The organism is Lentzea sp. NPDC051213 (genome assembly GCF_044455585.1).
GTDB lineage: Bacteria > Actinomycetota > Actinomycetes > Mycobacteriales > Pseudonocardiaceae > Lentzea.
This window is the reverse complement of the sequence record NZ_JBITEX010000011.1, coordinates 213,174-239,182: the sequence shown is the minus strand read 5'-3', so window position 1 is coordinate 239,182 and position 26,009 is coordinate 213,174. Positions and strand designations below refer to the sequence as shown.

At 68.9% G+C, this 26,009-nt stretch carries 33 protein-coding genes; 15 read left to right on the top strand and 18 right to left on the bottom strand.

The features are described from left to right. Window positions 1-7: 7 nt before the first annotated feature. From trpC to ACIA8G_RS39475, 3 genes are all read right to left on the bottom strand, one after another. Window positions 8-817 carry an indole-3-glycerol phosphate synthase TrpC gene (trpC, locus tag ACIA8G_RS39485; protein ID WP_396423895.1) on the bottom strand — a complete coding sequence of 270 codons (810 nt, stop codon included), beginning with the start codon at window positions 815-817 and terminating at the stop codon, window positions 8-10. A gap of 132 nt (window positions 818-949) precedes the next feature. Then, a complete protein-coding gene (locus ACIA8G_RS39480; protein WP_396423894.1) occupies window positions 950-1,351 on the bottom strand; it encodes a hypothetical protein in 402 nt (133 codons plus the stop codon). Further along, window positions 1,341-2,879, bottom strand: a complete 1,539-nt coding sequence (locus ACIA8G_RS39475; protein WP_396423893.1) for an anthranilate synthase component I — start codon at window positions 2,877-2,879, stop codon at window positions 1,341-1,343. The genes ACIA8G_RS39480 and ACIA8G_RS39475 overlap by 11 nt, the downstream gene beginning before the upstream one ends. A gap of 55 nt (window positions 2,880-2,934) precedes the next feature. Here ACIA8G_RS39475 and ACIA8G_RS39470 point away from each other — a divergent pair, with 55 nt between their 5' ends. Beyond that, entirely contained in the window at window positions 2,935-3,528 is a 594-nt protein-coding gene (locus ACIA8G_RS39470) for a TetR family transcriptional regulator (RefSeq protein ID WP_396423892.1), read from the top strand. Here ACIA8G_RS39470 and hisI read toward each other — a convergent pair. From hisI to hisF, 3 genes are read right to left on the bottom strand one after another with little or no spacing between them, the layout of a single operon-like run. After that, a complete protein-coding gene (hisI, locus tag ACIA8G_RS39465) occupies window positions 3,525-3,875 on the bottom strand; it encodes a phosphoribosyl-AMP cyclohydrolase (protein WP_396423891.1) in 351 nt (116 codons plus the stop codon). The genes ACIA8G_RS39470 and hisI overlap by 4 nt on opposite strands. Further along, the gene (locus tag ACIA8G_RS39460) at window positions 3,872-4,243 is read right to left on the bottom strand and encodes a hypothetical protein (protein WP_396423890.1); all 372 of its coding nucleotides are present in this window, start codon (window positions 4,241-4,243) and stop codon (window positions 3,872-3,874) included. Before ACIA8G_RS39460 ends, hisI begins: the two co-directional genes overlap by 4 nt. Continuing rightward, window positions 4,240-4,998, bottom strand: coding sequence for an imidazole glycerol phosphate synthase subunit HisF (hisF, locus tag ACIA8G_RS39455; RefSeq protein ID WP_396423889.1), 759 nt, complete (start codon window positions 4,996-4,998; stop codon window positions 4,240-4,242). The genes ACIA8G_RS39460 and hisF overlap by 4 nt, the downstream gene beginning before the upstream one ends. A 45-nt stretch (window positions 4,999-5,043) precedes the next feature. On the opposite strand from hisF, the gene ACIA8G_RS39450 reads away from it, so the two are divergent. Further along, the gene (locus tag ACIA8G_RS39450; protein WP_396423888.1) at window positions 5,044-5,421 is read left to right on the top strand and encodes a PPOX class F420-dependent oxidoreductase; all 378 of its coding nucleotides are present in this window, start codon (window positions 5,044-5,046) and stop codon (window positions 5,419-5,421) included. Window positions 5,422-5,477: 56 nt separating this feature from the next. Next, a complete protein-coding gene (locus ACIA8G_RS39445) occupies window positions 5,478-6,179 on the top strand; it encodes a Clp protease N-terminal domain-containing protein (RefSeq protein ID WP_396423887.1) in 702 nt (233 codons plus the stop codon). Here the strand turns inward: ACIA8G_RS39445 and priA are convergent. The 5 genes from priA to ACIA8G_RS39420 all read right to left on the bottom strand — a co-directional run bounded on the left by priA (window position 6,145) and on the right by ACIA8G_RS39420 (window position 10,068). Beyond that, the gene (gene priA, locus ACIA8G_RS39440) at window positions 6,145-6,876 is read right to left on the bottom strand and encodes a bifunctional 1-(5-phosphoribosyl)-5-((5-phosphoribosylamino)methylideneamino)imidazole-4-carboxamide isomerase/phosphoribosylanthranilate isomerase PriA (RefSeq protein ID WP_396423886.1); all 732 of its coding nucleotides are present in this window, start codon (window positions 6,874-6,876) and stop codon (window positions 6,145-6,147) included. The genes ACIA8G_RS39445 and priA overlap by 35 nt on opposite strands. Before the next feature lie 9 nt (window positions 6,877-6,885). Then, window positions 6,886-7,521, bottom strand: coding sequence for an imidazole glycerol phosphate synthase subunit HisH (hisH, locus tag ACIA8G_RS39435; RefSeq protein WP_396423885.1), 636 nt, complete (start codon window positions 7,519-7,521; stop codon window positions 6,886-6,888). A 9-nt stretch (window positions 7,522-7,530) separates the two neighbouring features. Next, the gene (locus ACIA8G_RS39430) at window positions 7,531-8,343 is read right to left on the bottom strand and encodes a hypothetical protein (protein WP_396423884.1); all 813 of its coding nucleotides are present in this window, start codon (window positions 8,341-8,343) and stop codon (window positions 7,531-7,533) included. Window positions 8,344-8,512: 169 nt separating this feature from the next. Beyond that, a complete protein-coding gene (locus tag ACIA8G_RS39425) occupies window positions 8,513-9,406 on the bottom strand; it encodes a transketolase family protein (protein ID WP_396423883.1) in 894 nt (297 codons plus the stop codon). Then, window positions 9,406-10,068, bottom strand: a complete 663-nt coding sequence (locus tag ACIA8G_RS39420; protein WP_396423882.1) for a thiamine pyrophosphate-dependent enzyme — start codon at window positions 10,066-10,068, stop codon at window positions 9,406-9,408. The genes ACIA8G_RS39425 and ACIA8G_RS39420 overlap by 1 nt, the downstream gene beginning before the upstream one ends. Window positions 10,069-10,141: 73 nt before the next feature. Here ACIA8G_RS39420 and soxR point away from each other — a divergent pair, with 73 nt between their 5' ends. The 7 genes from soxR to ACIA8G_RS39385 all read left to right on the top strand — a co-directional run bounded on the left by soxR (window position 10,142) and on the right by ACIA8G_RS39385 (window position 13,858). Further along, the gene (soxR, locus tag ACIA8G_RS39415) at window positions 10,142-10,588 is read left to right on the top strand and encodes a redox-sensitive transcriptional activator SoxR (protein WP_396423975.1); all 447 of its coding nucleotides are present in this window, start codon (window positions 10,142-10,144) and stop codon (window positions 10,586-10,588) included. 49 nt (window positions 10,589-10,637) lie between these two features. Next, window positions 10,638-11,162 carry an RNA 2'-phosphotransferase gene (locus tag ACIA8G_RS39410; RefSeq protein WP_396423881.1) on the top strand — a complete coding sequence of 175 codons (525 nt, stop codon included), beginning with the start codon at window positions 10,638-10,640 and terminating at the stop codon, window positions 11,160-11,162. Further along, the gene (locus ACIA8G_RS39405; protein WP_396423880.1) at window positions 11,159-11,764 is read left to right on the top strand and encodes a class I SAM-dependent methyltransferase; all 606 of its coding nucleotides are present in this window, start codon (window positions 11,159-11,161) and stop codon (window positions 11,762-11,764) included. The genes ACIA8G_RS39410 and ACIA8G_RS39405 overlap by 4 nt, the downstream gene beginning before the upstream one ends. Before the next feature lie 75 nt (window positions 11,765-11,839). Further along, window positions 11,840-12,166 (top strand): hypothetical protein, encoded by a 327-nt coding sequence (locus ACIA8G_RS39400; RefSeq protein WP_396423879.1) that lies wholly within the window; start codon window positions 11,840-11,842, stop codon window positions 12,164-12,166. Beyond that, window positions 12,156-12,710, top strand: coding sequence for a DUF6879 family protein (locus ACIA8G_RS39395; protein ID WP_396423878.1), 555 nt, complete (start codon window positions 12,156-12,158; stop codon window positions 12,708-12,710). Before ACIA8G_RS39400 ends, ACIA8G_RS39395 begins: the two co-directional genes overlap by 11 nt. 14 nt (window positions 12,711-12,724) lie before the next feature. Further along, entirely contained in the window at window positions 12,725-13,543 is an 819-nt protein-coding gene (locus tag ACIA8G_RS39390) for a helix-turn-helix domain-containing protein (RefSeq protein ID WP_396423877.1), read from the top strand. Between the two features lie 57 nt (window positions 13,544-13,600). Continuing rightward, complete coding sequence (locus tag ACIA8G_RS39385; protein WP_396423876.1) at window positions 13,601-13,858, top strand: AMED_5909 family protein; 258 nt, start codon at window positions 13,601-13,603, stop codon at window positions 13,856-13,858. A 10-nt stretch (window positions 13,859-13,868) separates the two neighbouring features. Here ACIA8G_RS39385 and ACIA8G_RS39380 read toward each other — a convergent pair whose 3' ends face one another. Genes ACIA8G_RS39380 through hisD form a run of 5 tightly spaced genes read right to left on the bottom strand, consistent with a single transcriptional unit; the run spans window position 13,869 to window position 19,739 of the window. Next, window positions 13,869-16,544 (bottom strand): TIR domain-containing protein, encoded by a 2,676-nt coding sequence (locus tag ACIA8G_RS39380; RefSeq protein ID WP_396423875.1) that lies wholly within the window; start codon window positions 16,542-16,544, stop codon window positions 13,869-13,871. Between the two features lie 24 nt (window positions 16,545-16,568). Next, the gene (locus ACIA8G_RS39375) at window positions 16,569-16,724 is read right to left on the bottom strand and encodes a hypothetical protein (protein WP_396423874.1); all 156 of its coding nucleotides are present in this window, start codon (window positions 16,722-16,724) and stop codon (window positions 16,569-16,571) included. Next, on the bottom strand, window positions 16,724-17,323 hold the full coding sequence (hisB, locus tag ACIA8G_RS39370; protein WP_396423873.1) for an imidazoleglycerol-phosphate dehydratase HisB: 600 nt from the start codon (window positions 17,321-17,323) through the stop codon (window positions 16,724-16,726). The genes ACIA8G_RS39375 and hisB overlap by 1 nt, the downstream gene beginning before the upstream one ends. Next, window positions 17,320-18,426, bottom strand: coding sequence for a histidinol-phosphate transaminase (locus ACIA8G_RS39365; protein WP_396423872.1), 1,107 nt, complete (start codon window positions 18,424-18,426; stop codon window positions 17,320-17,322). Before ACIA8G_RS39365 ends, hisB begins: the two co-directional genes overlap by 4 nt. Further along, complete coding sequence (hisD, locus tag ACIA8G_RS39360) at window positions 18,423-19,739, bottom strand: histidinol dehydrogenase (RefSeq protein WP_396423871.1); 1,317 nt, start codon at window positions 19,737-19,739, stop codon at window positions 18,423-18,425. Before hisD ends, ACIA8G_RS39365 begins: the two co-directional genes overlap by 4 nt. Window positions 19,740-19,873: 134 nt before the next feature. Between hisD and ACIA8G_RS39355 the strand changes: the two genes are divergently transcribed. Then, the gene (locus ACIA8G_RS39355; RefSeq protein WP_396423870.1) at window positions 19,874-21,169 is read left to right on the top strand and encodes a M14 family metallopeptidase; all 1,296 of its coding nucleotides are present in this window, start codon (window positions 19,874-19,876) and stop codon (window positions 21,167-21,169) included. On the opposite strand, the gene ACIA8G_RS39350 is transcribed toward ACIA8G_RS39355, so the two are convergent. Further along, window positions 21,153-22,274 carry an aminotransferase class V-fold PLP-dependent enzyme gene (locus ACIA8G_RS39350; protein WP_396423869.1) on the bottom strand — a complete coding sequence of 374 codons (1,122 nt, stop codon included), beginning with the start codon at window positions 22,272-22,274 and terminating at the stop codon, window positions 21,153-21,155. The two genes, ACIA8G_RS39355 and ACIA8G_RS39350, sit on opposite strands and share 17 nt — an antisense overlap. Window positions 22,275-22,301: 27 nt before the next feature. On the opposite strand from ACIA8G_RS39350, the gene ACIA8G_RS39345 reads away from it, so the two are divergent. Together ACIA8G_RS39345 and ACIA8G_RS39340 are read left to right on the top strand one after the other, a co-directional pair. Then, a complete protein-coding gene (locus tag ACIA8G_RS39345; protein ID WP_396423868.1) occupies window positions 22,302-22,790 on the top strand; it encodes a hypothetical protein in 489 nt (162 codons plus the stop codon). Window positions 22,791-22,800: 10 nt separating this feature from the next. Further along, window positions 22,801-23,292, top strand: a complete 492-nt coding sequence (locus tag ACIA8G_RS39340; protein WP_396423867.1) for a hypothetical protein — start codon at window positions 22,801-22,803, stop codon at window positions 23,290-23,292. Here the strand turns inward: ACIA8G_RS39340 and ACIA8G_RS39335 are convergent. Beyond that, window positions 23,285-24,784: an ABC transporter substrate-binding protein gene (locus tag ACIA8G_RS39335; RefSeq protein ID WP_396423866.1), complete on the bottom strand. Its 1,500-nt coding sequence runs from the start codon at window positions 24,782-24,784 to the stop codon at window positions 23,285-23,287. The two genes, ACIA8G_RS39340 and ACIA8G_RS39335, sit on opposite strands and share 8 nt — an antisense overlap. Before the next feature lie 25 nt (window positions 24,785-24,809). On the opposite strand from ACIA8G_RS39335, the gene ACIA8G_RS39330 reads away from it, so the two are divergent. Together ACIA8G_RS39330 and ACIA8G_RS39325 are read left to right on the top strand one after the other, a co-directional pair. Continuing rightward, entirely contained in the window at window positions 24,810-25,583 is a 774-nt protein-coding gene (locus tag ACIA8G_RS39330) for a carbon-nitrogen hydrolase family protein (RefSeq protein WP_396423865.1), read from the top strand. A gap of 5 nt (window positions 25,584-25,588) precedes the next feature. Beyond that, a complete protein-coding gene (locus tag ACIA8G_RS39325) occupies window positions 25,589-25,996 on the top strand; it encodes a cupin domain-containing protein (RefSeq protein ID WP_396423864.1) in 408 nt (135 codons plus the stop codon). Window positions 25,997-26,009 lie beyond the last annotated feature (13 nt).

Sequence of the window (26,009 nt, the reverse complement as noted above, 5' to 3'; positions counted from 1 at the left end):
GACTGCCCTATCGGCTGGGCCGGGGGCACGCGGGGTGTGAACCCGCTGTCACGAGCTTGTTCACGGCGGCCTTGGGGTCGCCGCTGGTCACCAGGCTCTCGCCGACGAGCACCGCGTCAGCGCCCGCACCTGCGTAAGCCATCAGGTCACCGGGACCGGTCACACCCGACTCGGCGATCTTGATCGTCTCGAAGGGTAGTCCAGGGGCGATGCGGCCGAAAACGTCTTTATCGATCTCCAGCGTGTGGAGGTTGCGCGCGTTCACGCCGATCACCGTCGACCCCGCCTCCAGCGCACGGTCCGCCTCCTCGGCGGTGTGCACCTCGACGAGCGCCGTCATGCCGAGCGACTCGACCCGGTCGAGCAGCGACACCAGGGCGTTCTGCTCCAGCGCGGCCACGATCAGCAGCACCAGGTCCGCGCCGTGCATCCGCGCCTCGTGCACCTGGTACGGCGCGACGATGAAGTCCTTGCGCAGCATGGGGATCTTCACCGTCCTGCGGACGGCGTCGAAGTCAGCCAGCGAACCGCCGAACCGGCGCTGCTCGGTGAGCACGCTGATGACCGACGCGCCACCCGCCTCGTACGCCGAGGCGAGCTCGGCCGGCTCCGGGATCTCCGCCAGCGAGCCCTTGGAGGGGCTGCGGCGCTTGACCTCGGCGATGACACCCACGTTCGGCCCGCGCAGCACCGACATCACGTCGAGCGGCGGGGCAGTCCTCGCCGCGCGCTCCTTGACCACGTCGAAGGACAACTGAGCCTCGCGAGCGGCGAGATCCTCACGCACACCTTCGAGGATCGACTCAAGAACCGTCACAGTGTTGCTCCCCTTCCCGCTATGGGGATGCTAACCCCGGCGGAGTAACGCCCCAGCCACCGGGGGTTCCGTGTCAACGCAGCTAGCCGAGGTTGTGCGCCTGTCACATGCGTGAACGTGGGCGAATGATCTTCACTCGTTCGAGGATGGCCCGCCGGGGGCCTTATCGTCGGTTGGATCATCGCCTCGCTCCAGCGCGCGCCACATGTCCGTCTCGGGGTCGTGCGGGCGGGCCTTCTGCCCGCCTACCCCGATCTTCGGCATTCGAGCCCCCAGCGCTACCTGAAGCGCGCCAGAGGCCACCACGAGCACGCTTGCGGCGATCGCGAGCCAGTGGCCCTGAAACGCCGAGGCGATGCCCACGCCGACCAGCAGCACGCCGAGGATCCGGCGGGCCAGGCCGCTGACCGCCACCACCGCGGCGACGGAGGCGAGACTCAGCAGCGCCAGCGGCACGGAGCCCGCGCCCCAGTAGGCGCCCGCCGCACCCACGAGCAGGAGTGCGGCGATCCACAGTGGACGGCTACCGGTCAACGGCCGGGGCCATCGTCTGCGCGGTGGCGATCGCTGCCAGCACCGCGCCCGCCTTGTTCAGGCACTCGTTGTCCTCGGCCAGCGGGTCCGAGTCGGCCACGATGCCGCCGCCTGCCTGCACGTACGCCACGCCGTCCCGCACCAGCGCGGTGCGGATGGCGATGGCGGTGTCCGCGTCGCCGGCGAAGTCGAAGTAGCCGACCACGCCGCCGTAGAGGCCGCGCCGCGTGGGCTCCAGCTCCTCGATGAGCTCCATCGCACGCGGCTTGGGCGCACCGGACAGGGTGCCGGCCGGGAAGCACGCGGCGACCGCGTCGTAGGCCGTCTTGCCCTCGGCGAGCTCACCGGTCACGGTCGACACGATGTGCATGACGTGGCTGTACCGCTCGACCTTGAAGAAGTCGACGACGTGCACCGAGCCCGGCTTGCACACCCGGCCCAGGTCGTTGCGGCCGAGGTCGACGAGCATCAGGTGCTCGGCGCGCTCCTTGTGGTCGGCGAGGAGGTCCTTCTCGAGCAGGGCGTCCTCCTCCGGGTCCTCGCTGCGCCAGCGGGTGCCCGCGATGGGGTGAGTGGTCGCCTTGCCGTCGCGCACCGTCACGAGCGCCTCCGGGCTGCAGCCGACGATGTCGAAGCCGTCGAGGCGCAGCAGGTACATGTACGGGCTGGGGTTCGAGGTGCGCAGGACCCGGTAGATGTCGAGCGCGTCCGCGTCCGTGTCGATCTCGAACCGCTGCGACACCACGACCTGGAACGCCTCGCCGGCCCGGATGGCCTCCTTGGCCTTCTCGACGGCCGCGAAGTGCTCGGCCTGCGACCGCTTGCGCCGGAACTCCGGCTTGGGCCTCGAGAACACCGCGGTGGTCGGCGGCGCGGGCGTGTGCAGCGCCGTCGTCATCTCGTCGAGGCGGCGCACCGCGTCGTCGTACGCCTCGTCGACGCGCTCGGGCGAGTCGTCCCAGTTGATGGCGTTCGCGATGAGCGTGACGGTGCCCTCGTGGTGGTCGAGCGCGGCGAGGTCGGTCGCCAGCAGCATGACCAGCTCGGGAATCTTCAGGTCGTCCTCGGCGATGTTCGGCAGCCGTTCCAGCCGCCGCACCGCGTCGTAGCCGATGTAGCCGACCATGCCGCCGGTCAGCGGGGGCATGCCGGGCAACGGGTCCGTGCGCAGCACCTCGATGGTCTCGCGCAACGCCAGCAGCGGGTCGCCACCGTCCGGCAGGCCGACGGGCCGCGTGCCCGTCCAGAACGCCTCACCGCCGGTCGCCGTCAGCGCCGCCGTGGACCGCACGCCGATGAACGACCACCGCGACCACGAGCGCCCGTTCTCCGCCGACTCGAAGAGGAACGTGCCCGGCCGATCGGCCCCGAGCTTGCGGTACAGGCCGACAGGGGTCTCCGCGTCCGCCAGCAGCCTGCGCACCACCGGAATCACCCGGCGGTTCACCGCCAGCTCCCGGAACTCCTCGCGCGTTGGGCTCACGGCCCCCAGACCAGCGGCGGCCACAGCCCCGATGACGCTCACCATGCCGTCAATTGTTGCATAAATTCAACATCTGTTGAACTATGGCCCTGTGGAGCAAGTGAACCAGAAACGACGCGGGCGTCGCGCCGCGGGCGAAGACACCAGGGCCGCGCTCATCGCCGCGGCCCGCGAGGTGTTCGTCGAGAAAGGCTACGACGGCGCCACGGTACGCGCGATCGCCGCCAAGGCGGGCGTCGACGCCGCGATGGTCAACCACTGGTTCGGCGGCAAGGAGGGCCTGTTCGCCCAGTCCGTGCTGCAGCTCCCGTTCGACCCGGCCGAGATCCTCAAACGCCTGCTCGACGGCCCGGTCGAGGAAGCGGGCGAACGCATCATCCGCACGTTCGTCACCGTGTGGGACGCGACCGGTGGCGGCACGTTCGCCGCACTGATCCGCAGCGTCACCAGCCAGCCGGAGGTGGCGGGCGCCCTGAAGTCGTTCCTGATCAACGCGATCTTCAAGAACGTGCTCGCGGAGATCGGCGCCGAGCAGCGCGAGCTGCGCGCCACGCTCTGCGCCACCCAGATGGTCGGGCTCGGCATCGTCCGGTACGTCGTCCACTTCGAACCGCTGGCGTCGACGGATCTGGAGACGGTCGTCAAGGCGGTCGCGCCGAACCTGCAGCACTACCTGACCGGCGACCTGAGCTAGGCGTCGGCGAGCAGCACCGTCGCGTCGAAGCACGTGCGGTCACCCGTGTGGCAGGCGGCGCCCACCTGGTCGACGGTCAGCAGCAACGTGTCGCCGTCGCAGTCCAGCCGCACCTCGTGCACGTACTGGGTGTGCCCGGAGGTCTCGCCCTTCACCCACAACTGCTGACGGCTGCGCGAGTAATAGGTCGCGCGGCGCGTGGTCAGCGTGCGGTGCAGCGCCTCGTCGTCCATCCACGCCACCATGAGCACCTCGCCGGTGCCGCGCTGCTGGGCCACCGCGCAGACCAGGCCGTCCGGGGTGCGCTTGAGCCGCGCGGAGACGGCGGGATCGAGCGGGCTGCTCAACGGGGTCCTCCCAGGTGTTCGCGAGCGGGCCCGGTGTTGAGCAGGACCACTCCGTAGATGTGCACGGCGGACAGCACCCCGGACGCGACGCGGGCCCACGCCGGACCGTCGGCGAGCGCGATCACCAGGTGCAGCAGGGCGACGAGGATGAACACGATCATCGCCGGGTAGTGCACGAAACGCAGCCGCAGCAACAACGCCGCCGCCACGGGCAGTTCGACGAGGGCGAGGAACGACGGCAGCTTGAGCACGTTCGCGTCGCCGGTCGACCGCCACAGGAACAGCCCGACCACGAAGAACACCAGCGCGCCGCCGAACGCGACCGCCGAGGCCACCCGGACCTCGACCGGCGTCCGGAGGGTCGTCATCGCACCACCACGCCGGCCTGGCGCAGGCCGTCCTTGACCTCGCCGATGCGGAGCTGTCCGAAGTGGAACACGCTGGCGGCGAGCACGGCGTCCGCGCCGGCGGCCACGGCGGGCGGGAAGTGGTCGACCGCACCGGCGCCGCCGCTGGCGATCAGCGGCACGTCCACCTCGCGCCGCACCAGCTCGATGAGCTCGAGGTCGAACCCGGCCTTGGTGCCGTCGGCGTCCATCGAGTTCAGCAGGATCTCGCCGACACCCAGCTCCTGGCCCTTGGCCGCCCACGCGATGGCGTCGATGCCCGTGCCGGTGCGGCCGCCGTGCGTGGTCACCTCGAAGCCGGTGCCGCCGGGCACGCGCCGCGCGTCGACGGAGAGCACGATGCACTGCGCCCCATAGCGCTGCGAGCACTCGCGCAGCAGCTCGGGCCGTGCGATGGCAGCCGTGTTGAGGCTGACCTTGTCCGCGCCCGCGCGCAGGAGCTTGTTCACGTCCTCGGGGCTGCGCACGCCGCCACCGACCGTGAGCGGGATGAAGACCTGTTCTGCCGTGCGGCGCACCACGTCGAACGTCGTCTCGCGGTCACCGCTCGACGCGGTCACGTCCAGGAACGTCAGCTCGTCGGCGCCCTCGGCGTCATAAACCCTGGCGAGCTCGACGGGATCGCCCGCGTCGACGAGGTTGGTGAAGTTGACCCCCTTCACCACCCGGCCCCGGTCGACGTCGAGACAGGGGATGACACGGACCGCGACTGACATGCGCGAAAGCCTACAAGCAGCGCTTCAGGACTACGCTGCGACACCATGATCACCGAGTTGGGCGAGGGCCAGTACCTGCTGCTGACGACGTTCCGCAAGGACGGCACCGCGGTGCCCACACCGGTCTGGGTCGTGCCGGGCGATGGTGACGTGATCTACGCGTGGAGCGCCAGGGACACCGGCAAGGTCAAGCGGATCCGGCGCAGCGGCGACGTGGAGATCGGTCCCTGCGACTTCAAGGGCGCGCCGAAGGGCGAGTCGATCAAGGCGCACGCGACGCTGCTGGACGACGACGCGAGCGACGTCGTGCGGGCGAAGATCGTGAAGAAGTACGGCGTGTCCGGGTGGCTGACCATGTTCGGCAGCAAGCTGCGCCGCGGCCGGACCGGGACCGTCGGAATCGAGATCACGCCTGCCGTGTGATCAACACCGTCAACCCGAGGTTGACCCGCCGCTCAGCGTCAACCTAAAGTTGACGCATGATCCAGCTGACCGATCTCATCGTCACGGTCGCCAAGGAGGCCGACGACGCGCTCACCCGCCTGGCGAGAGCGGTCGAGATGAGCGGGCAGCTCACCGAGCTCGGCGACCACCTGATCGGGCATTTCGTGGACGAGGCGCGCCGTGGCGGGGCGAGCTGGGCCGAGATCGGCGAGAGCCTCGGCGTGACCAAGCAGGCCGCGCAGAAGCGGTTCGTGCCCAGGGAGTCGCCGGAGCTGAGCAAGCCGTCGATGGAGCGCTACACGCAACGCTCCCGGCGGGTCGTCGCGCTGGCCAAGCACCACGCGCGGTTCAGCGAGCGGATCGGCACCGAACACCTGCTGCTCGGCTTGCTCGACGAGTCGGGCGGGCTCGCGGCCAAGACGATCGCGAAGCTGGAGTCCGGCGACGGCAGCACGCGGATCGCCGTGCTGCACCGGCTCGACAACGAGGCGAAGCAGCGGCCAGAGAAACAGCCGTACTCGACGCACTGCAAGAAGGCGCTCGAACTGACCGTGCGCGAGGCACTCAGGATGGGCCACATGTTCATCGGCACCGAGCACATCCTGCTCGGCGTGTTGCTCGCGGAGGACGGCACCGCGGCCGACGTGCTGCACACCACCGGTGTCACGCACGCGGCCGCGGCCGCTCACATCGAGAAGATCATCAACGGACCGCAGCAAGCGCTTCCGGGAGCGTGAACGCACCGGCGTACAAGGCTTTGCCGATGATCGAGCCCTCGACGCCGTCGCGCGACAGCTTCGACAGCGCGACCAGGTCGTCCACAGTGGACACACCACCGGACGCGATGACCGGGGCGTCGGTGCGGGCGCAGACCTCGCTCAGCAGCTCCAGGTTCGGGCCCGTCAGCGTGCCGTCCTTCGACACGTCCGTGACCACGTAACGGGTGCAGCCGTCACGGTCCAGCCGGTCCAGGACCTCCCAGAGGTCGCCGCCGTCCGACGTCCAGCCGCGGCCCTTGACCCGGTGGCCCTGCTCGGTGATGCGCACGTCCAGGCCCACCGCGATCTTCTCGCCGTACGCGGCGATGGCCTTCGCGCACCACTCCGGGTCTTCGAGCGCGGCCGTGCCGAGGTTCACGCGGGCGCAGCCGGTGGCCAGCGCGGCCTCCAGCGACGCGTCGTCGCGGATGCCGCCGGAAAGCTCCACCTTGACGTCCAGCTCGCCGATGACGCGCGCCAGCAGCTCGCGGTTCGACCCGCGCCCGAAGGCCGCGTCGAGGTCGACCAGATGGATCCACTCCGCGCCGTCGCGCTGCCACTGCAGCGCCGCGTCCAGCGGTTCGCCGTAGTTCGTCTCGGTACCGGCTTCGCCCTGCACGAGCCGGACGGCACGACCGTCGGCCACGTCAACAGCGGGGAGGAGTGTGAACGTCACCCGGCCAGCCTAGTTGACGGACTTCAGCCAGTTCTCCAGCAGGTGCGCGCCCGCGTCGCCGGACTTCTCCGGGTGGAACTGGGTCGCCCACAGCGGCCCGTTCTCGACCGCGGCGACGAACTCGTCACCGGCGTGGTCCGCCCACGTGACGAGCGGCGGCTTGATGTGCTCGGCCGGCTCCAGCTCCCACCTGCGCACGCCGTAGGAGTGCACGAAGTAGAACCGGGTGTCCTTGTCGAGCCCCGCGAAGAGCTGCGAGCCCTCCGGCTGACGGACCGTGTTCCAGCCCATGTGCGGCACGATCGGCGCTTCGAGCCGCTCGACGGTGCCGGGCCACTCGCCGCAGCCCTCGGTCAGCACGCCGTGCTCGATGCCGCGCTCGAACAGGATCTGCATGCCCACGCAGATGCCGAGCACCGGCCGGCCACCGGCGAGTCGCTCGCCGATGATGCGCGCGCCGCGGACCGAGTTGAGGCCCTCCATGCACGCCGCGTACGCGCCGACACCGGGCACGACCAGGCCGTCGGCGTTGCGCGCGGCCTGCGCGTCCGAGGTCACCTCGACATGGGCGCCGACCCGCTGAAGCGCGCGCTCGGCCGAGCGCAGGTTGCCGGAGCCATAGTCAAGTACGACGACGCGTGCCACGTGACCAGGCTAGTCGGTCGGTGCGGCACCCTGCGTCACCGGTATGACCGGCAACACGGTGTTGATCGGCTTCGCGCCCACCGCGCGTTTCCTGAACATCGAGGCCACCAAGAAGTACGAACCGGCCAACAGGGCCAGGACGAGCTTCAGCCAGATCGGCGTCGTCACCACCAGGATGAAGACCAACGCGGCCACAGCACCCCAGAGGTACAGCCGCTCCACCCACATGGGCAGGCGCGGCGAGGCCAGCGGCTCCAGCCACGTGTCCGCGCGGCCCTGATCCACGAGCTCGGCGACCTGAGCCACGTCCGGCAACCCGAGCGCGCGGAACAACTTCGGGATCACGCCGGCACCCGCGCGGTAGTCGCGCACCAGAGCGTCCACCACGATGACGGCGGCCTGCGGCACCGTCTTGGTGAGCCGCTCCACGATGGTGGTCTGCGTCTTCGCATTGTTGCTCTGCTCGAGCATCCAGCCGAGCGAGCGGTTGTACAGGCGGCCGAACCACCCGAACTGGCTCGCCTCCTCGATGAGGCGCTGCGCCGGCTTCTTCTCACCCCAGGTCCAGCCGCGCGAGATCGCTCCGATGGACGGGTAGACGACCGCGGCCTCCGCGTCCCACACAGCGACCAGCGCGGGCGTGGGCGAGATCTTGCGCAGCCTCATCACGAGGGCCAGCGCGTCGAGCTGCCTGGCGGTCGGCGACACCAGCAGCACCGTGCCGGACTGCACCGGCACAAGCGCCGCAGGGCCCACGTTGCCGCCGTACATGGCCTGCTGCAGCTCGGCGGCGTTCAACGGGGTCCAGATCAGCATTCTCACGCGCAACATCATTCCTCCTCGGCGGTGCGGGCCCGTGCCGACATGCCAAGAAGGACAGATGGGCTCCGCACGACCGGGCATCTTGCCCGATCGTGCGACCCCATCACCCCTAAACGGCGCGAGAAGGCGCGCCGGTCCAGTCATCCCCCATGACTGCGAACATGTTTCTTCACCCCCTGAAGAAACTCCGCACAGCACTCCCCAACCCGACCACGTCGAGATCATGCGCGGCGTCATGATCCTCAGCTGTGCCGTAGTTGCGGAGTTCTGCGTGTCGTTTGACGCCTATAGAACGAACGCGGTGTGGGATTTGTTGCAGTGTTTCGGAAATCAGATGAGATGAAGTTCCCTCGAGGTACGGCTCGACCACCAGCACGTCGGCGTGGTCGGTCTCGGCCACCGCCTTGCGCAGTCCGTCCGAGTCGAACGGTCGGATGGTGGACGCGTACAACACCGTGACATCGGCGTTTTCCGATTCCACCGCCTTCACCACGCGGTCGAGCATCGGTCCGACCGCGAGCACCACACCGCGTTTTCCGTGACGCAGCGCGGTGAATCCCTCACCCACCGGATACGCCTCCGTGTTCTCGTGCAGCGAAAGCCTGACGTAGACCCGGTTGTCTCCTTTCAGCGCCTGCCGAAGCAGGGGCGTCACCTCGTCCGGATGACCCGGCACGTGCACGGTCCAGCCGGGCAGCGTGTCGAACAACGCGACGTCGCCCGGCGACTGGTGGGTGCGTCCCCACACTGGATCGTCATAGGACGCACCGATGCTGACGAACACCGCACCCACGTCCTGATGCCCGATGTCGAGTTTGATCTGCTCGTACGGCCGTTCGACCAGGAAGGGCGCATAGCTGTGCACGACGGGACGCAGCCCGGCCAGCGCCAGGCCGCCCGCGACGCCCACCATGGTCTGCTCGCGGATCCCGACGTCGACGACGCGTTCGTTCTCCTGCGGGAACTCGTTGCTGGAGATCACCGCGGTCACGACGGCGATCCGCGGGTCGGCGGCGATCTCGTCGTTGACCGTCCTGACGAAGGCCTGGCGCATCGTGGTCATCAGCAGCTCTTCTCGATCTTGGCGACGACCGCGTACGGGCGGTCGTGCGGCGCGGTCAGTGCGGTGAAGATCGCCTCGTGGTCGCGGCCGTCGACCTCGGCGGTCTGCCAGCCCTCGACGGCGAAGCGCCGCGCGATGCCGCCGGGCCAGCCGTACATCGCGGACTGGTTGTCGATCACGATCGCGATCAGGTTCGCGACCCCCAGCCGCGCGGCCACCGCGATCGCCTCGTGGTTGCTGCCCTCGTCCAGCTCACCGTCGCCGACCAGCACGAACGTGCGTCCCCTGCTCTTCGCGACCCGCTGCCCGATCGCCGTGCCCACCGCGATCGGCAGGCCGTGGCCGAGCGACCCGCTGCTGATCTCGACGCCGGGCACCAGCATCCGGTCCGGGTGCTGGCCGAGCGGGCTGTCCCAGGACGTCCAGTCGTCCAGAATGGACTCTTCGATGAACCCCTTCTCGGCGAGGACCGCGTAGTACGCCATCGGTCCGTGCCCCTTGGAGAGCAGGAACCGGTCGCGGTCGGGATCGCCGACGGTGGCCGGCGTGACGTTGAGGATCTTGTCGTAGAGGACCCAGAGCACGTCGATCGTGGAGGCGGCCGCCCACTCGTGCTTCTCGTCCCCGGTCATCCTGGCGAAGAGCTCTGGTATCCGTTGCATGCCACCAACTGTTCAACCTCGACCATGCTGGAGGTCAAGCGGTTACCATGATCCGGTGAGCAAGTTGCCGGAAATGCTGACCATCGGCCAGGTCGCCGAGCGCAGCGGTGTCCCGCACACCGCCCTGCGCTTCTACGAGGACCGCGGCCTGATCGCCTCCCTGCGCACCGCGGGCAACCAGCGGCGCTACCAGCGCTCGGTGCTGCGCCGCCTCGCCTTCATCCGCACCGCGCAACGCGTGGGCCTGACCCTGGAGGACGTCCGCGACGCGCTCGCGCAACTCCCCGACGGCCGCACGCCGACGAAGTCCGACTGGGAACGCCTCTCCCGCTCGTGGAAGACCGAGCTCGACGCACGGATCGACGCGCTGTTCCGGCTGCGCGACCGCCTCTCCGGCTGCATCGGCTGCGGCTGCCTGTCGCTGCGCAGCTGCGCCCTGCAGAACATCGACGACGCGCAGGCCGAGAACGGCCCCGGCGCGCCACGCCTGAAGCCGGCCCTGGAGGGCGGCACGGGCTGACGGCCTGCCGGAAAAATCGCTCGACGTGCCGTGCTTTCCTGGGGTGGACATGAACGAAGAAAGAATGATCAAACTGTCGAAGCGGATGTCCAAGGCGCTCCGGCACCAGCCGACGCGCGTCGGCCTCACCCTCGACCCGGCGGGCTGGGTTCCGCTCGCCGACCTCCTTAACGCACTCGGCGTCGCAGAGGACGAGCTGCGCGAGGTCGTGAACAAGAACGACAAGCAGCGCTTCACCATCGAAGGCGACCGCATCCGCGCGAACCAGGGCCACAGCGTCGAGGTGGACCTCGGCCTGCCGGTAGCGGTGCCGCCGGACGTGCTGTTCCACGGCACCGTCGAGCAGTACCTCACCGACATCATGCGCGACGGCCTGCGCCCGATGGCACGTCACGACGTGCACCTCTCCCCCGACCGCGAGACGGCACGACGCGTCGGCGCACGCCGCGGCCGCCCGCTGATCCTCGCCGTCGACGCCAAGGCGATGCATGAGGAGGGCCACGAGTTCCGGCTCAGCGCCAACGGCGTGTGGCTGACCCAGCACGTCCCGGCCCAGTACCTCACCCGGTTGTGAAGCGCATCGTCGAGGCCGGCTACGACACCATCGCCGAGACCTACCTCAGCTGGTCCGCGAAGATCGCCGACGACCCCCGCGCGCACTACCTCGCGGAGCTCGACAGCCGCCTGCCGGACCGCGCGAAGGTCCTCGAACTGGGCTGCGGCGCCGGCGTCCCGAGCACACGAGCCCTCGCCGAACGCCACGACGTCCTCGGCATCGACCTGTCACAGCAGCAGCTGGACCTCGCGAAGACCAACGTGCCCAGCGCGAGGTTCGAGAAGGCCGACATGACGGCGCTCGACTTCCCTGACGGCACGTTCGACGGCATCGCCGCGTTCTACTCGATCCTGCACGTGCCGCGCGCCGACCAGCCCCGGCTCTTCGCCCGGATCGCGCGCTGGCTCCGGCCGGGCGGGCTGTTCCTGGCCTCGCTGGGCACCGGCACGCCGGACGTCACCGAGACCTGGCTCGGTGTGGAGATGTTCTTCGGCAGCAACACCCCTGAGCGGAACCGGGCGCTGCTCGGCGAGCACATGGAGATCGTGGTCGACGACCTGGTGACCATGCACGAGCCGGAACCGGCCACGTTCCACTGGGTGCTCTGCCAGACCGGGTGAACTATGCAAGAACACGTTGACTAGCGCGCCGCCGCAGGGACACACTCGCCGATGAACCGGCGAAAGGGTCATCGAATGAAGCTGGCCTTCCTGCGTAGCACGTGCGGCAACGAGCGCACCTGCCCCAACATCAACCTCAGTGACCGGAACACTGTGGTGGTCCAGGGCTACGTCGTGAACGAGTCCGCCGTGGAGATACCCCTCGCTCTGGTACCTGAAATCGTTGCACAGCAACAGCTCGATCCACGTCTGACGTTGACGGAGCACGACACCGTCCTGGTGCACGGACAGCCGGTCACTGACCTCGAAGCCCTGCAAGCCCTCGATCCGCCTCACGGCGAAGCCGCGGTGGAGGTTCCGCTCAGCACATTTCCACCGGAGGTCCTGGCCAGTGCTCGATGAGAACGAACTCGGCGCGTACATCGATCGACATTTCACGAGCACGTTGTTCCGCCTGGAAACCCTCGACCTCTACGACGTGAGCAGCAACGGGGAGGACTTCCGCCGCTACGTCGCCGGCGAACCTGGTCCCGACATGCACCGCAAGGGCCGGTGGATGGATCACATCCGCAGCGAAGTCGCCCGCGGCCTGCACACGTACCGCGTGCACGTTGTCCACGGCCCGCTGACCGACTACCTGCGCTACGAGTTCGAATGGGACTACGTCCACAACGCCGCAGCAGGCGAACACATCCGCATCCTGGACCTCACCGAACAGCCAAGCCCAGAAGGCCTTGTGTCCGAAGACTTCTGGTTGATCGACGAAGATCACGCAGTCGTGATGCGGTACGACAGCGAAGGCCGATTTGAGCGCGGCGAGATCGTGCAGGAAGGTCAGTTGGCCGAATACCGTCACGCGCGCGACGCGACATGGGCAGTAGCCGTGCCGTTCGCGGACTACTGGAGGGAGCATCCGCAATACTGGCGGGATCCGCCAGCCGCCTGACACATAGGAACGCCGTGAAGAACTCGAACCCGTTGTCCGACACGTTGCGCGCATTGCGCATCGAATCCGGGCTCTCGGGAGCCGAGGCCGCACGTCGCGCCGGACTCAGCCAGTCCAAGGTCAGTCGTGCCGAAACGGGATCGTTCCTGCCGTCCGAGGAAGAGATCGTCGCACTGTGCCGGGTGTACGGCGCACCGGCCGAAGCCGTGGACGACCTCATCGAGATGACCCGTGAGCTGCGCGACGAGACGACATCCGCGCGAGTAGTCCTGCAGCGGGGCGGGTGGTGGATGCAGCAGCGCATCGGCAAGCTCGAATCAGCCGCTTCCCGCATCCTCTCGTACTCGACCAGCACCGTGATCGGACTTCTTCAGACGAAGCCGTACATCGAAGCGCTGTTCGGTGAGGCCCTGAGCGAAGAGGATCGTGATCGCACCGTTGCCGCACGTCTGCAACGTCAGGAACTGCTGGACTCGCCACGCGAGTTCCTCTGCGTGATGACCGAGGGCGTGCTGCGCTGGAACATGGGCGGCGCCGCGGTCATGGTCGAGCAACTGGATCACCTGATCGTTCAGTCCCAGCGGCCCAACGTCCGCGTAGGGCTCATCCCGTGGACGACTCCGGCCTTCGTACCCGCGGGCAACCCCTTCACGATGTACGACACTCGGGCCGTCTTGCTCGGCACGCAGACCGCGACAGCGCTCATCACCGACGAGGACAACGTCGCCGAGTACACGGCCCACTGGGCCGAGATCGAGCCGCTCGTCTCGTGGGGCGACGAGGCACGCGCCATCGTCGAACGGGTCGCCGCCGACTATCGCACCCTCCTCTGAGCAACATCGCCCGATCGGGACTTGACGCTATGCAATATCAGCTTGCATAGTTTGTTCATGCGGCAACAGACTGACTTCTGGGCGATGGCGATGACCGCAACGACGTTGCAGGAAGCACACGAGGTTCTGAGCAGGCTGGAGCCGCCGCCCAGTTCCCCGTCAGCCACCAGGCGGGACTACCACCTGCGCAGTGTGGCGGTGTACGAGCGGATCGCCGATGTCGACCGGGGGCACCACCACGAAGCGCTCTACTGGGTCGGTCGTGAGCAGCGAAAAGCGGCTGAACACGCCGTTTCCCCACGCTCACACAGCTGAGATCGGGTGCTCACCCGCAGGTGAGGTCCGCGGGCGGCGCCGTGCCGACGTACCGCCGCCACTCGTCCCCGGTCAGATCACGCCCGGCGGACGCGCAGGCCGCACGCACCCAGTCATCCGGCGCCAGGTCCCAGGAGTACAGGTGCGACCTGGACACCGCCGTAACGAGCTTGTGGTCCCCGTTGAACGCAACGCCGATCCGCCCGAACCGGCCCCGCTGCTCGGCCAGCCGCACCTGGCCGACGAGCTCGCCGCTGACCAGGTCGGTCAGCACCAGCACGCGGTCTCTGCGCAGCTGCGCGAGCAGCGAACCGTCCGGACTGCCGGTGACTCCCGCGAGATAGCTGGAATCGCGCGGCACCGTCCGGCGCAACGATGATCCGCGGGCATCCCACACCTCGACGGACTCCTCGCGCTGGACGAGCAGGCTGTCGCCGGCGAACGTCACGGCGGCGGCTGGGCCGCCGGGGACGTCGCGCACCTCGCCGGTCGCGGTGTCCACTAGTGCGGCGGCGTCACGCGTCACGACGGCCACCAGGGCGGCGTCGCTGCTCACCGCGGCGAGATGACCGGCCGGTGGCCAGCCGATGAGGTTCAGCTCGCGTCCCAGGGGAATCGTGCGCGCGGAGTCGTCCTTCAGGACCTGGACGTCGCCCTTCTCGTTCACCGTGACCAGCCGGTCGTCCGCGGTCACGCCCATCGCGATCAGGACCTCGGCGGTCACCTTCGCCTGCCACTCGCCGGCCTGGCGAAGACCGTGCGGGTCCCAGACCTCGACCCTGCCCTGCGGCAACGTCACGAACAGGAGCCTGTCGCCGGCCGCATTCCACACCACCGGGCCGGCCACCCGGTCCGGGCTGACGGTGGCGATGTCCGCGCCGGTCGCCAGTTCCTCGCCCACCGACACCGCGACCTGCCCGTGCGACGCCGTGAGCCACGGTGCCGGGCAGGCGCTGCACACCACCGGAACCTGGGTCGGCAGCGCGGCACCGATGCGGGTGTTGCGGGTCAGGTCCCACAGCACCAGGCGGTCGCCGGAGGCGGACACCAGGTGGTCGTTGTCGCCGAGGAACTCTACGAACGGTGTGTCGCTGTTGCCCTCGAGCCGCACCAGCTCGCCGGTGACCTCGCCCTTCATGTCGTAGACGAAGATCGTTCCCGCGTCCGCGACGGCGGTGCGCGTGCCGTCGTTGGTGATCGCCACGGCGGCGGGGTCGGCTCGGCCGGCGGGCACCTTCGCGTCCTGCGTGTTGTGGTCGAAGGCGGGCTGGTTCGTGCGCCACAGGCGGGTGTCGCTCTCGCTCGAATAGCCGAAGTGATCGCCGTTGGCCGACAGACCGACCCAGAAACCGTTGGCGGGCAACAGGTATCCCTGCACGGACGACGCTACGTCGAGGGTGGCTGGTGAACGGCGGACCCAGTCGGTGTAGCCGATCTCGAGGAGCGTGTCCTCGGTGGGCAGTCTCATCCCGAGCAGTTCCGCCGAGACGTCCTCCCGCTCGGCCACCTGGCCCGTCTGTCCATTGTGGAGGTATCGCTTGGCGCGGCGGGAACCGTCGCCCAGCTCCTTCTCCGCGTACACGGCGGTGAGCCGGCCCGACGGCGACACGGCGACCTCACCGGCCGAGGAGTAGTCCCCCGTGCCGATCACCTTGGTGCCAGCGGTGTCCCAGCGCAGCGCCGAACCCCCGGCGTGCGCGGCGACCACCCCGCCGTCCGCGCTCGTGCTCACCGAGGTCACCACGGCCTCGGCGACCTTCTGCTCGGAGCGCCGGCCTCCTGCCAGGTCCCACCGCACCACGCGTCCGTCCCGCGTGCCCGCCACCGCGACCTTGCCGTCGGCGGAGGCAGCCAGCGCGGACACCTCGCCGCCGACCGGCAGGTAGCGATCGAGCTGCGGCGACGCGGTCAACGCCTCGAACAGCGCGGCGCGCGTCTGCCCGTTCGGCTCGACCCGGTAGGCCTCGGCCGCGAGCACCTGGCTCGCGGCGAGGTCCGTGCGCAGGTTCGCGACGGCGGCCGACGCGAGACCGCGGGCCGTGGCGGTCCTGGTCTGCGCGACCGCGTCGTTGCGCTGGCCCACCGCGATCAACGCCGCGACGAACACACCGACGGCGAGCACTGCGAGAGCCGTCACCCCGCCGCGTGCCAGCCGCACGGTCTTGCGGTGCTGCTGGACGTGCTCGCCGACCAGGTCGTCCTTGGGGATGCCGCGCACGGCGCTCGCGATGTCGGCGACGCACTCCCTCAGCCGCGGGTTCGACTCGTCGACGTGGTCCACGTCGCGCAACCAGCGCAGGTCGACCCAGCGTGGTTCCTCGCCCAGTGCTTTGCGCACCGCGGGCGGCACGGACTGGGCGTACTCACCCGAGCTCAGCACCACGAGAATCCGCTGGGCGGACCGGTGCTCCAGCCACCACTCCAGCTCGCGGTTCACCCACTGCGACGCGGCAGCCTCCGGGGAGGCCATCAGGATCAGCCACTGCGACCGGCCGAGCGACTGCTCGATCGACGTCCACAGGCCGGGGTTCGCCGAGAGGCTCGCGTCGTCGAGGAACACCCGCGCCGCGCGCAGCCGGTACCAGGGCTTGGCGAACCGCTGAACGCCGCGCTGCAGCGCCGGGGCGAGCGCGCCGTCCAGAGCCCGGCTGTACGAGATGAACGCGTCGTATTCGGGCTCGCTCACCCGACCGATTCTGACGGTTCGGGACTAAATGAGCCAGAGCACGGCGCCGCCGACGGCGAGCACGATGAGCACCAGCAGGACGATCGCCATGAACTTGGCGGTCTTCCACGTGGCGTAGACGCCACCGGCCATGAAGCCCGCGAGGGCCAGCAGGCCGATGACGACGACTTCCTTCGGCATCAGAGCACGCCCTTGGTCGACGGAACGCCGCCGACCCGCGGGTCCGGCTCGGTCGCCGTGCGCAGGGCGCGGGCGATCGCCTTGTACTCGGCCTCCGCGATGTGGTGCGGGTCGCGGCCGTATTCCACGCGCACGTGCAACGCGATCTGCGCGTGGAAGGCCAGCGACTCGAACACGTGGCGGTTCAGCACGAACGGGTAGTTCCCGCCGATCACGAACGAGTTGAACTGCTCCGGCTCGCCGCGGTGCACGGTGTACGGCCGGCCCGAGACGTCGACCGCGGCGTGCGCCAGGGTCTCGTCCATCGGAATCCAGCAGTCGCCGAAGCGGCGAATGCCCTTCTTGTCCCCCAGCGCTTCCCGCAACGCCTGGCCCAGCACGATCGCGATGTCCTCGACCGAGTGGTGCGCGTCGATGTGCGTGTCACCGGTGGCGCGGACGATCAGGTCGAAGCAGCCGTGCACGCCGAACGCGGTGAGCATGTGGTCGTAGAACGGCACGCCCGTGTTGATCTCGACCTGGCCGGAGCCGTCCAGGTCGATCTCCACGTAGACCGACGACTCCTTCGTTGTGCGTTCCACCTTGCCAACGCGACTCACCGGCTGACCTCCTTGCTGGCCGCGAGGAAAGCGTCGTTCTCCTCGGGCGTTCCGATGGTCACCCGCAGGTGACCCGCGATTCCGACGTCCCTGATGAGCACGCCGTGGTCCAAATAGGACTTCCAGGTGTCCCGCGCGTTCTCGAACCAGCCGAACAGCACGAAGTTCGCGTCCGAGGGCACGACCTGAAAACCCAGGTCCGTCAACGCGGACACCACTCGGTCACGTTCCGCGGCCAGGAGCGCCACCGAACCCAACGTCTCGGCCGCATGCCGCAACGAGGCCCGCGCGGCCGCCTGCGTCAACGACGACAGGTGGTACGGCAGGCGCACCAGCTGCAGCGCGTCGACCACGGCTGGAGCCGCCGCCAGGTATCCCAGCCGCCCACCGGCGAAGGCGAAGGCCTTCGACATCGTGCGGGAGACGATCAGCCGCGAGCCGTACTCGTCGAGCAGCTCGATCGCGCTCTCCTGCGGGGAGAACTCCGCGTAGGCCTCGTCGACGACGATCATGCCCGTCGTGGACGCGATCAGCAGGCGCAGGTCGTCGAGCGGGATCGACTGCCCGGTCGGGTTGTTCGGCGACGTCACGAAGACGACGTCCGGCCGCGTCTCGGCGATCACCGCGGCGGCCTTCTCCACGTCCAGCGAGAAGTCGGCACGGCGCGGCGTCGGCGACCACTCGGTGCGGGTGCCGGCCGCGATGATCGGGTGCATCGAGTACGACGGCTCGAAGCCCAGCGCCACCCGCCCGGGACCGCCGAACGCCTGCAGGATCTGCTGGAGGATCTCGTTGGACCCGTTGGCGGCCCACACGTTCTCGGCCGTCAACGGCACCGAGGTCGCCTCGGCCAGATAAGCCGCCAGGTCCTCGCGCAACGCCACCGCGTCGCGGTCCGGGTACCGGTGCAGCTCACCCGCGATCTCCGCCACCGCGGCCACCACATCAGCCGCGAGGGCGTCCGTCGGCTCGTACGGGTTCTCGTTGGTGTTCAAGCGATACGGCACGTCGAGCTGCGGCGCACCGTAGGGCGTGCGGCCGCGCAGGTCCTCGCGCAGGGGCAGGTCCGAAAGCTCCACCCGCGCGCCGACGACTGGCTTCATCGAGAGAACCTCGCTGTCACAGCTTGTCCGTGCGCGGGCAGGTCTTCTGCGTTCGCGAGGGCGACGACCTTGTCCGCGACCTCGCGCAGTGCGTCCTCGGAGTAGTCGATCACGTGGATACCGCGCAGGAACGTCTGCACGGACAGCCCGGACGAGTGCCGTGCACAGCCACCGGTCGGCAGCACGTGGTTCGAGCCCGCGCAGTAGTCGCCGAGCGACACCGGCGAGTGCGCACCCACGAAGATCGCGCCGGCAGACCGGATCCGCGCCGCCACCTCACGGGAGTCGCGCGTCTGGATCTCCAGGTGCTCGGCGGCGTACGCGTCGACCACCCGGACGCCTTCGTCCACAGAGGACACCAGGACGGTGGCGGACTGCTTGCCGCCCAGCGCCGTCCGGATCCGCTCGACGTGCTTCGTGGCACCGACCTGGCGCTCCAGTTCGGCGTCCACGGCGTCCGCCAGCTCTTCGGAGTCGGTCACCAGCACGGAGGCGGCCAGCGGGTCGTGCTCGGCCTGGGAGATCAGGTCGGCGGCCACGTGCACCGCGTCGGCGGTGGCGTCGGCCAGGATCGCGATCTCGGTCGGGCCAGCCTCGGAGTCGATGCCGATCAGGCCGCGCAGCAACCGCTTGGCCGCCGTCACGTAGATGTTGCCGGGACCGGTGACGACGTCGACCGGAGCCAGTTCACCACCGTCGGTGTCCACGCCGCCGTGCGCCAGCAGCGCCACGGCCTGAGCACCGCCCGCCGCCCACACCTCGTCGACGCCGAGCAGTGCGGCGGCGGCGAGAATCGTCGGGTGCGGCAGGCCACCGAACTCGGCCTGCGGCGGCGAGCACACCACCAGCGACTCGACGCCGGCGATCTGCGCGGGCACGACGTTCATCACGACCGTCGACGGGTAGACCGCGAGGCCACCGGGCGCGTAGAGACCGACGCGCGCGACCGGCACCCACTTCTCGGTCACGGTGCCGCCGGGCACGACCTGCGTCGTCGTGTCGGTGCGGCGCTGATCAGCGTGCACGCGCCGGGTGCGTGCGATCACCTCTTCCAACGCCTCGCGCACGGCCGGGTCCAACGAGGACAAAGCAGACGAAATCTCCGAAGCGGGCACACGAACCGAAGCAGGACGAACGCCGTCGAACTTCTCCGTGTACTCCAGAACGGCCTCGACACCGCGCTCAGCGACCGCGTCCACCACGGGACGCACGTGATGCAGCACCGCGTCCACGTCCACCTCGGCGCGCGGCACGATGGCGCGCAACTGAGCGGGAGTCGTGGTGCGACCTCGCAGGTCGATGCGGCTGAGCATGTCTTACAGGGTAGTTCCTGCCGAATTCTGTCAACGGTCAGCCCGCTAACGGCGCTACCTCACCCAGTGACGCGACAGCCACGCTCAGTCGTTGCACCACTCCGTCGTAAACCCCTGCTGATGATGGAGGAACGATGTTCAGTAAGCGCCGCGGCAAGATCGCCGCAGTGCTCGCCGTCTGCCTGCCCGTGCTGGTCGCGGGCATGGCGGCGCCGAGCACCGCCGACTCCGGCCGCTACCTGCTGGAAGTCACCGCGAACACGTCGGCCGAACGCACCCAGGTCGCCCAGATCGGCGTGGACGTGCTCGGTGCGACCAAGCTCACGACGGTCTCGGTCGTCGCGGACAAGTCGCAGTACCGCGCCCTGCAGGCGACCGGCCTGCCGGTCAAGTACGTCGGCGACTTCGAGCAGCAGCTCAAGGACCTCGGCAAGGTCGACTTCAAGGACCCGCAGCCCGGCCAGATCGGCACGCAGGACTTCCCGTCCGGATACGCGGGCTACCACAACTTCGCGGAGATGACGGCCGAGCTGCAGCAGACCGTCCGCGACCACCCTGCCCTGGCGAGCCTGCGCAGCATCGGCAAGAGCTTCCAGAACCGGGACATCTGGGCCCTCAAGATCAGCGACAACGTCGCGACCGACGAGAGCGAACCAGAGGTCATCTTCACCTGCAACCAGCACGCCCGTGAGCACCTGACCGTCGAGCAGTGCCTGCAGATCATCAAGCGCTACACCGACAACTACGCCACCCCGGCGATCAAGAACCTGGTGGACAGCCGCGAGGTCTGGTTCATCCCGATGGTCAACCCGGACGGTGTCGAGTACGACATCGCGACCGGTTCGTTCCGCGGCTGGCGCAAGAACCGCCAGGGCAACGGCACCGACCTCAACCGCAACTGGGGCTTCAAGTGGGGCTGCTGCGGCGGTTCCAGCGGCAGCACGACGTCGGACACCTACCGCGGCCCGTCGGCGTTCTCCGCGCCGGAGACCAACGTGATCAAGAACTTCGTGAACTCCCGCGTCGTCGGTGGCGTCCAGCAGATCAAGACGAACATCGACTTCCACTCGTTCTCGGAGCTCGTGCTGTGGCCGTTCGGCTACACCACCGCGAACACCGCACCGGGCCTGGACGCGACCGAGGAACGCGCGTTCCGCACGCTCGGCCAGCAGATGGCCGCCACCAACGGCTACACGCCGGAGCAGGCGAGCGACCTGTACATCACCGACGGCAGCATCGACGACTGGATGTGGGGCCAGCACAAGATCTGGTCGTACACCTTCGAGATGTACCCGAGCGGCGGCGGCCTGAACAGCTTCTACCCGCGCGACACGGTCATCGCGGCGCAGACTGCCCGCAACGACCGTGCCGTCGACCTGTTCGTCAGCTACTCGGACTGCGTGAAGCGCGTCATCAACGTGAGCTGCTGACGCGGTCCACCGCCTGATCGATCTCCTCCGGAGTGACGAAGTAGTGCGGGGAGGCCCGCACTACTTCGTCCAGGCCCCGCCTGGACATGTCGATCAACGTCGAGCCGGCCTGCGAGACCGTGACGGCGACCTTCCTGTCCCACAGCCGGTCTTTCAGCTCCATCGCCGGCACCGAATCGGACGTGAACGTGACGATGCCGGACTGCCGTTCGCCGAGGTCCTGCACGGTGATGCCGGGCACCGTCCGCAACCCCTCGCGCAAACGCTTGGCACGGTCCGCGACCTCGGCCTCGATCACGTCCAGCCCCTTGTCCAGGGCATAGCGCGCAGCCGCGATCAGGCCCAGCCGATCGGCGACGTTGCACTCCCACAGCTCGAACACCCGCGCGTCGGAACGCAGCCGGTACTCCTGCTGCCCGGTCCACTCGCCGCTGTGCAGATCGACGAGACGCGGCCACAGCCTTTCCCGCACCTCGTCGCGCACGACCAGCGCGCCCGTGCCGCGAGGGGCGCGCAGCCACTTCCTGCCGGTGCACGACAACATGTCGTAGTCGAGCCCGCGCAGATCGAGCTGCCCGGTGGACTGACAGGCGTCGAGCAGCACCAGCGCGCCGACTTCACGCGCACGAGCGGTGATCTCGTTGACCGGATTGATCAAGCCGCTGTTCGTGGGCACGTGCACGAGCGAGATCAGCTTGACTCGGTTGTCAAGGTTCAGAGCGTCGACATCGACCTGTCCGTGGATGTCGGAAGGGATGACCTCGACGATCGCGCCCGTCTCCTCCGCACGCCGCAGAACCGGGATCGCATTGCCAGCATATTCGGCCTCGGTGACAAGAATTCTGTCTCCGGCCGAGAGCGGCACCGCGTCGAACGCCGCCAGCCAAGATCGAGTTGCACTGTCCGTGAAAGCGACCTCGGACGGGCGACACCCGAAGAGCTCAGCGAGCACCCCGTAGCCCGCCTCCAGGTCATCACGGCGTTCGGCGGCGGCGCGATAGCCGCCGATCTCCGTTTCTCGTTTGAGGTGCCCGATTACCTCGTCCACGACCGGGGCAGGTGGGATCGAGGAACCGGCGCTGTCCAGAAAGATCAGGTCGCTCACCTGCCCAACTGTGCCACCATCGGGTGCATGGGGGATCGTTCGTTCGGTTACAGCGCCCAGGTTCGGCCGTTCCTGTGGGTCTTCCTAGTGCTGACACCCGTGGAGATCCTGCTCGTCGACCTGCTCATCCCGTGGCTCTGGCTGCGTGCCGTGCTGCTCGCTTTCGGGTTGCTGAGCGCACTGCTGCTCGCCTGGCTGCTGTGGATGCTCTACAAGTTCAAGCACGAGGTCGACGACGAGTACCTGTGGCTGCGGTACGCGCGTGAGTTCGAGTACCGCATTCCGTTGGCAGCCATCGAAACCGTGACGCACGGGCTGACCAGCCGGTCGCTGAGCAGGACGCGGTCCGTTGTGGACGACACCCTCGTGCTGGAGATCTCCAGCTCCACCAACGTTCTCGTGCGCCTCAACGCACCGCAGGAGATCGACCTCGGCAGGCGCGGCGTGCACGAGGTGACGAAGATCGAGTTCTGGGCCGACAACCCCGACGACGTGGTGCGCGCGCTGCGGAAATAGGCTCCGCCGCATGGTGGAGATCCCCTACGGCAAGCGCATGCGGCCGCGGTACTGGCGGTTCCTGATCATCACGGCGATCGGTATCGCGTTGGTCGCGTTTGCCCTGGACATCCCGTGGCTGCTCATCACGCTGATCGCGCTCGGCGTGCTCAACACCATCGTGTGTGTAGGCGCGCTCTACGTCCTGCAGAAGCAGCCGCACACGGTCTCCGACGACGAGCTGCGGTTGCGGCAGCTGGGGTTCTTCGACTGGCGCATCCCGACCGCGGATCTCGGTGCCGCGCAGATCGCCGAACGCTCCCACAAGGGGCAGCGCAGCGTGGAGGTGATCGGCGGCGCGCTCGTCATCCAGTCGCTGACCAGGACGAACGTGTCCGTGCCGTTCCGCGAGCCGCAGCTCGTCAACCTCGGCAAGACGGGCGTGCAGCGGGTCGAGCGCGTCGACTTCTGGGCGGACGCCCCGGAACTGGCCGTCCGCGCGATCAACGCCAGGACTACTTAGGCTCCCACTTGTCGAGGTTCCACCACGGACCCCAGGCCAGCGCGCCGTAGGAGTTCGGGTCGACCACGGCCTGATACCCGTTCCACGCGTCACGCATCACGTACGCGTGCTCCGGGAACACCAACACGACCATCGACGGTGCGGCGACGAAGGCCTGCTGGAAGAGCTTGTACGCCACCGCCCGCTGGGCCGGGTCGATGAGCTTGCGGCCGTTCTCCAGCGCCGCGTCGGAGGCCGGGCTGCCCTGGCCGCGCAAGCCGTAGAGCATGAGGTCGGGGTCGAACGGCGAGCCCTCGCCGTACAGCAGCGCGTCCTGAACCATCCGCGGCCGGATCGCGTCCCACGACAGGCCGGCGAGCTGCACGTCGACGCCGACGGCCTTCGCGTCGGCCGCGAACGCCGTGGCCAGGTCGGCCCGCAGGTCGTCGCCGAGCGGGTACATCAGCGTGAAGCGGGCGGCCACGCCCTCGCGCACCCGGATGCCGTCCTGGCCGGCGACCCAGCCGCCCAGGTCGAGCTGCCTCGCCGCTTCCGTCTTGTCGAAGCGGAACTTCGCGGTCGGGTCGAACTCCTCGGCCAGCGCGTCCGGCACCGGCGTGTACGCGATCGTGCCCTTGCCGTCCAGCAGGCTGTCGATCATGCCCTGGCGGTTCGCGGCGAAGTTCAGCGCGAGGCGGATGGCGGTGTTGCCGGTGACCGGGTGGCCCGCGGGCAGCGTCACGGCCCGGTAGTCGGCGCTGCGGTGGTACTGGACGAGCGTGCGCGACCGGCTGGTGAACGTCGCCGCGATCTTGGGCGGCAGCACCGTGCCGTCGAACTCGCCGTCCTGCATCCGCCGCGCCCGCTGGTTGTCGTCGGTCACGAAGACGACGGTCAGCTTCTTGACCTTGGGCGTGCCGTCGAAGTAGCCCTCGTTGGCCTCCAGCAGCAGCCGGTCGCCCTTCTTCCAGTCGGTGACCTTGTACGGGCCGGTGCCGACGGGCTGGCCGGTCGCGTTCGCCTGCTCGCTGGGCAGGACGCCGAGCACCAGCAGGTGCGGGAACGCGGCGTGCTGCTGGTTGAGCGCGAACCGCACGGTCGACGGGTCGAGCTGCTCGACGCCCTTGAGCGTGCCGAACCGGTCCTTGACCGGGTTCTGCAGGGCCGCCTGGTAGGTCGCCACGACGTCCTCGGCCCCGAACGTGCTGCCGTCGGTGAACTTCACGTCCCCGCGGAGCTTCACCGTCCAGCTCAGCCCGTCCGCGGCCGGTTCCGGCAGGTCCGCGGCCAGCTGCGGCTTGAGCGTGCCGTCCTGGCGGTGCTCGACGAGCCCGTCGTAGATCTTCGACACGCCCTGCGCGCCGTAGCCGAGCAACGGGTTCAGCGTCGTCGGCTCGTCGCGGTCGGCGAGCACGATCGACGTTCCGTTCGAGCCGCCGTCCGGGCTGGGTGTGGCGGTCTCGGTGCAGGCCGCGACGGTCAGCAGTAGGACGAGGAGCAGTGGGGAACGCACAGTGCCGGACCCTACAGTGATGCGCATGCGCATCGCTGTGAGTCAGATCAGCTCCACCACCGATCCCCGGTCCAACCTGGAGCTCGTCCGCGACGCGGTGCGCAGGGCCGACGGCGCGCGGGTGGTCCTGCTGCCCGAGGCGACGATGTGCCGTTTCGGCGTGCCGCTGGGCCCGGTCGCCGAGCCGCTGGACGGCCCGTGGGCCTCCGCGGTGCACGAGATCGCCGCGCAGCACGACGTCGTGGTCGTGGCCGGCATGTTCACGCCCTCCGGTGACCGCGTCACGAACACGATGCTGGTGACCGGGCCGGACCTGCACCTCGGTTACGACAAGATCCACCTGTTCGACGCGTTCGGCTTCCAGGAGTCGCGGACGGTCGCCCCCGGTTCGGAGCTCGTCACGTTCGATCTCGACGGCGTCACCCTCGGCGTCGCGACCTGCTACGACATCCGCTTCCCCGAGCTGTTCCGCGGGCTGGCGGACAAGGGTGCGTCGGCGGTGCTGGTCGGGGCGTCGTGGGGCGCGGGACCGGGCAAGAAGGAGCAGTGGGAGCTGCTGGTGCGGGCGCGCGCGTTGGACTGCACGTCGTTCGTCGTGGCGTGCGGCCAGGCCTACCCCGGTGACCTGGGCTCTTCCGCCCCGACGGGGATCGGGTACTCGACGATCGCCGATCCGTTCGGGAACGTCGCCCTGCAGCTGTCCGACCAGCCGGAGGTCTCGGTCGTCGACATCGACCTCGCCGCGGTGGAACAAGCACGGGAGGTCCTGCCGGTGCTGGCGAACCGACGGCTACGTTGACCTTCATGCGCATCGTTTCGGCTGTACTGGCCGCGTTGTTGTTGATGTCGGGGGTCGCACACGCCACGCCGTCGCGCGGCGTGACGGGGAAGATCCTCGCGCAGTGGACGGTGGGCGACCGCGACTTCGTCGTCCGCGAGATCACCATCGAGGCCGGTGGCAGCACCGGCTGGCACCACCACGACGGCACGTTGTACGCCGTGGTCAAGAAGGGCGTGCTGACGCGGACCCTCGCGGACTGCACCACGAACTTCGTGCACCACCGCGGGGACACGCTGATCGAGGACCCGAACCACGTGCACATCGGGCGCAACCTCGGCACGTCGCCGATGGTGCTGGAGGTGCTGTACGTGAACCCGACCGGCACGCCGTTGTCGCGCGACGAGCCGAATCCGGGCTGTTCGTTCGAATGACCTTGACCTCCAG

Excerpts from the sequence above, each read along its gene's own strand:
- ACIA8G_RS39475 (WP_396423893.1), bottom strand. The coding sequence starts at position 2,879 with ATGGTGAGCGTCATCGGGGCTGTGGCCGCCGCTGGTCTGGGGGCCGTG.
- ACIA8G_RS39460 (WP_396423890.1), bottom strand. The coding sequence starts at position 4,243 with ATGACGACCCTCCGGACGCCGGTCGAGGTCCGGGTGGCCTCGGCGGTC.
- hisF (WP_396423889.1), bottom strand. The coding sequence starts at position 4,998 with ATGTCAGTCGCGGTCCGTGTCATCCCCTGTCTCGACGTCGACCGGGGC.
- ACIA8G_RS39450 (WP_396423888.1), top strand. The coding sequence starts at position 5,044 with ATGATCACCGAGTTGGGCGAGGGCCAGTACCTGCTGCTGACGACGTTC.
- ACIA8G_RS39445 (WP_396423887.1), top strand. The coding sequence starts at position 5,478 with ATGATCCAGCTGACCGATCTCATCGTCACGGTCGCCAAGGAGGCCGAC.
- ACIA8G_RS39425 (WP_396423883.1), bottom strand. The coding sequence starts at position 9,406 with ATGACCACGATGCGCCAGGCCTTCGTCAGGACGGTCAACGACGAGATC.
- ACIA8G_RS39420 (WP_396423882.1), bottom strand. The coding sequence starts at position 10,068 with ATGCAACGGATACCAGAGCTCTTCGCCAGGATGACCGGGGACGAGAAG.
- soxR (WP_396423975.1), top strand. The coding sequence starts at position 10,142 with ATGCTGACCATCGGCCAGGTCGCCGAGCGCAGCGGTGTCCCGCACACC.
- ACIA8G_RS39410 (WP_396423881.1), top strand. The coding sequence starts at position 10,638 with ATGAACGAAGAAAGAATGATCAAACTGTCGAAGCGGATGTCCAAGGCG.
- ACIA8G_RS39400 (WP_396423879.1), top strand. The coding sequence starts at position 11,840 with ATGAAGCTGGCCTTCCTGCGTAGCACGTGCGGCAACGAGCGCACCTGC.
- ACIA8G_RS39385 (WP_396423876.1), top strand. The coding sequence starts at position 13,601 with ATGCGGCAACAGACTGACTTCTGGGCGATGGCGATGACCGCAACGACG.
- ACIA8G_RS39375 (WP_396423874.1), bottom strand. The coding sequence starts at position 16,724 with ATGCCGAAGGAAGTCGTCGTCATCGGCCTGCTGGCCCTCGCGGGCTTC.
- ACIA8G_RS39365 (WP_396423872.1), bottom strand. The coding sequence starts at position 18,426 with ATGAAGCCAGTCGTCGGCGCGCGGGTGGAGCTTTCGGACCTGCCCCTG.
- hisD (WP_396423871.1), bottom strand. The coding sequence starts at position 19,739 with ATGCTCAGCCGCATCGACCTGCGAGGTCGCACCACGACTCCCGCTCAG.
- ACIA8G_RS39355 (WP_396423870.1), top strand. The coding sequence starts at position 19,874 with ATGTTCAGTAAGCGCCGCGGCAAGATCGCCGCAGTGCTCGCCGTCTGC.
- ACIA8G_RS39345 (WP_396423868.1), top strand. The coding sequence starts at position 22,302 with ATGGGGGATCGTTCGTTCGGTTACAGCGCCCAGGTTCGGCCGTTCCTG.
- ACIA8G_RS39340 (WP_396423867.1), top strand. The coding sequence starts at position 22,801 with ATGGTGGAGATCCCCTACGGCAAGCGCATGCGGCCGCGGTACTGGCGG.
- ACIA8G_RS39330 (WP_396423865.1), top strand. The coding sequence starts at position 24,810 with ATGCGCATCGCTGTGAGTCAGATCAGCTCCACCACCGATCCCCGGTCC.
- ACIA8G_RS39325 (WP_396423864.1), top strand. The coding sequence starts at position 25,589 with ATGCGCATCGTTTCGGCTGTACTGGCCGCGTTGTTGTTGATGTCGGGG.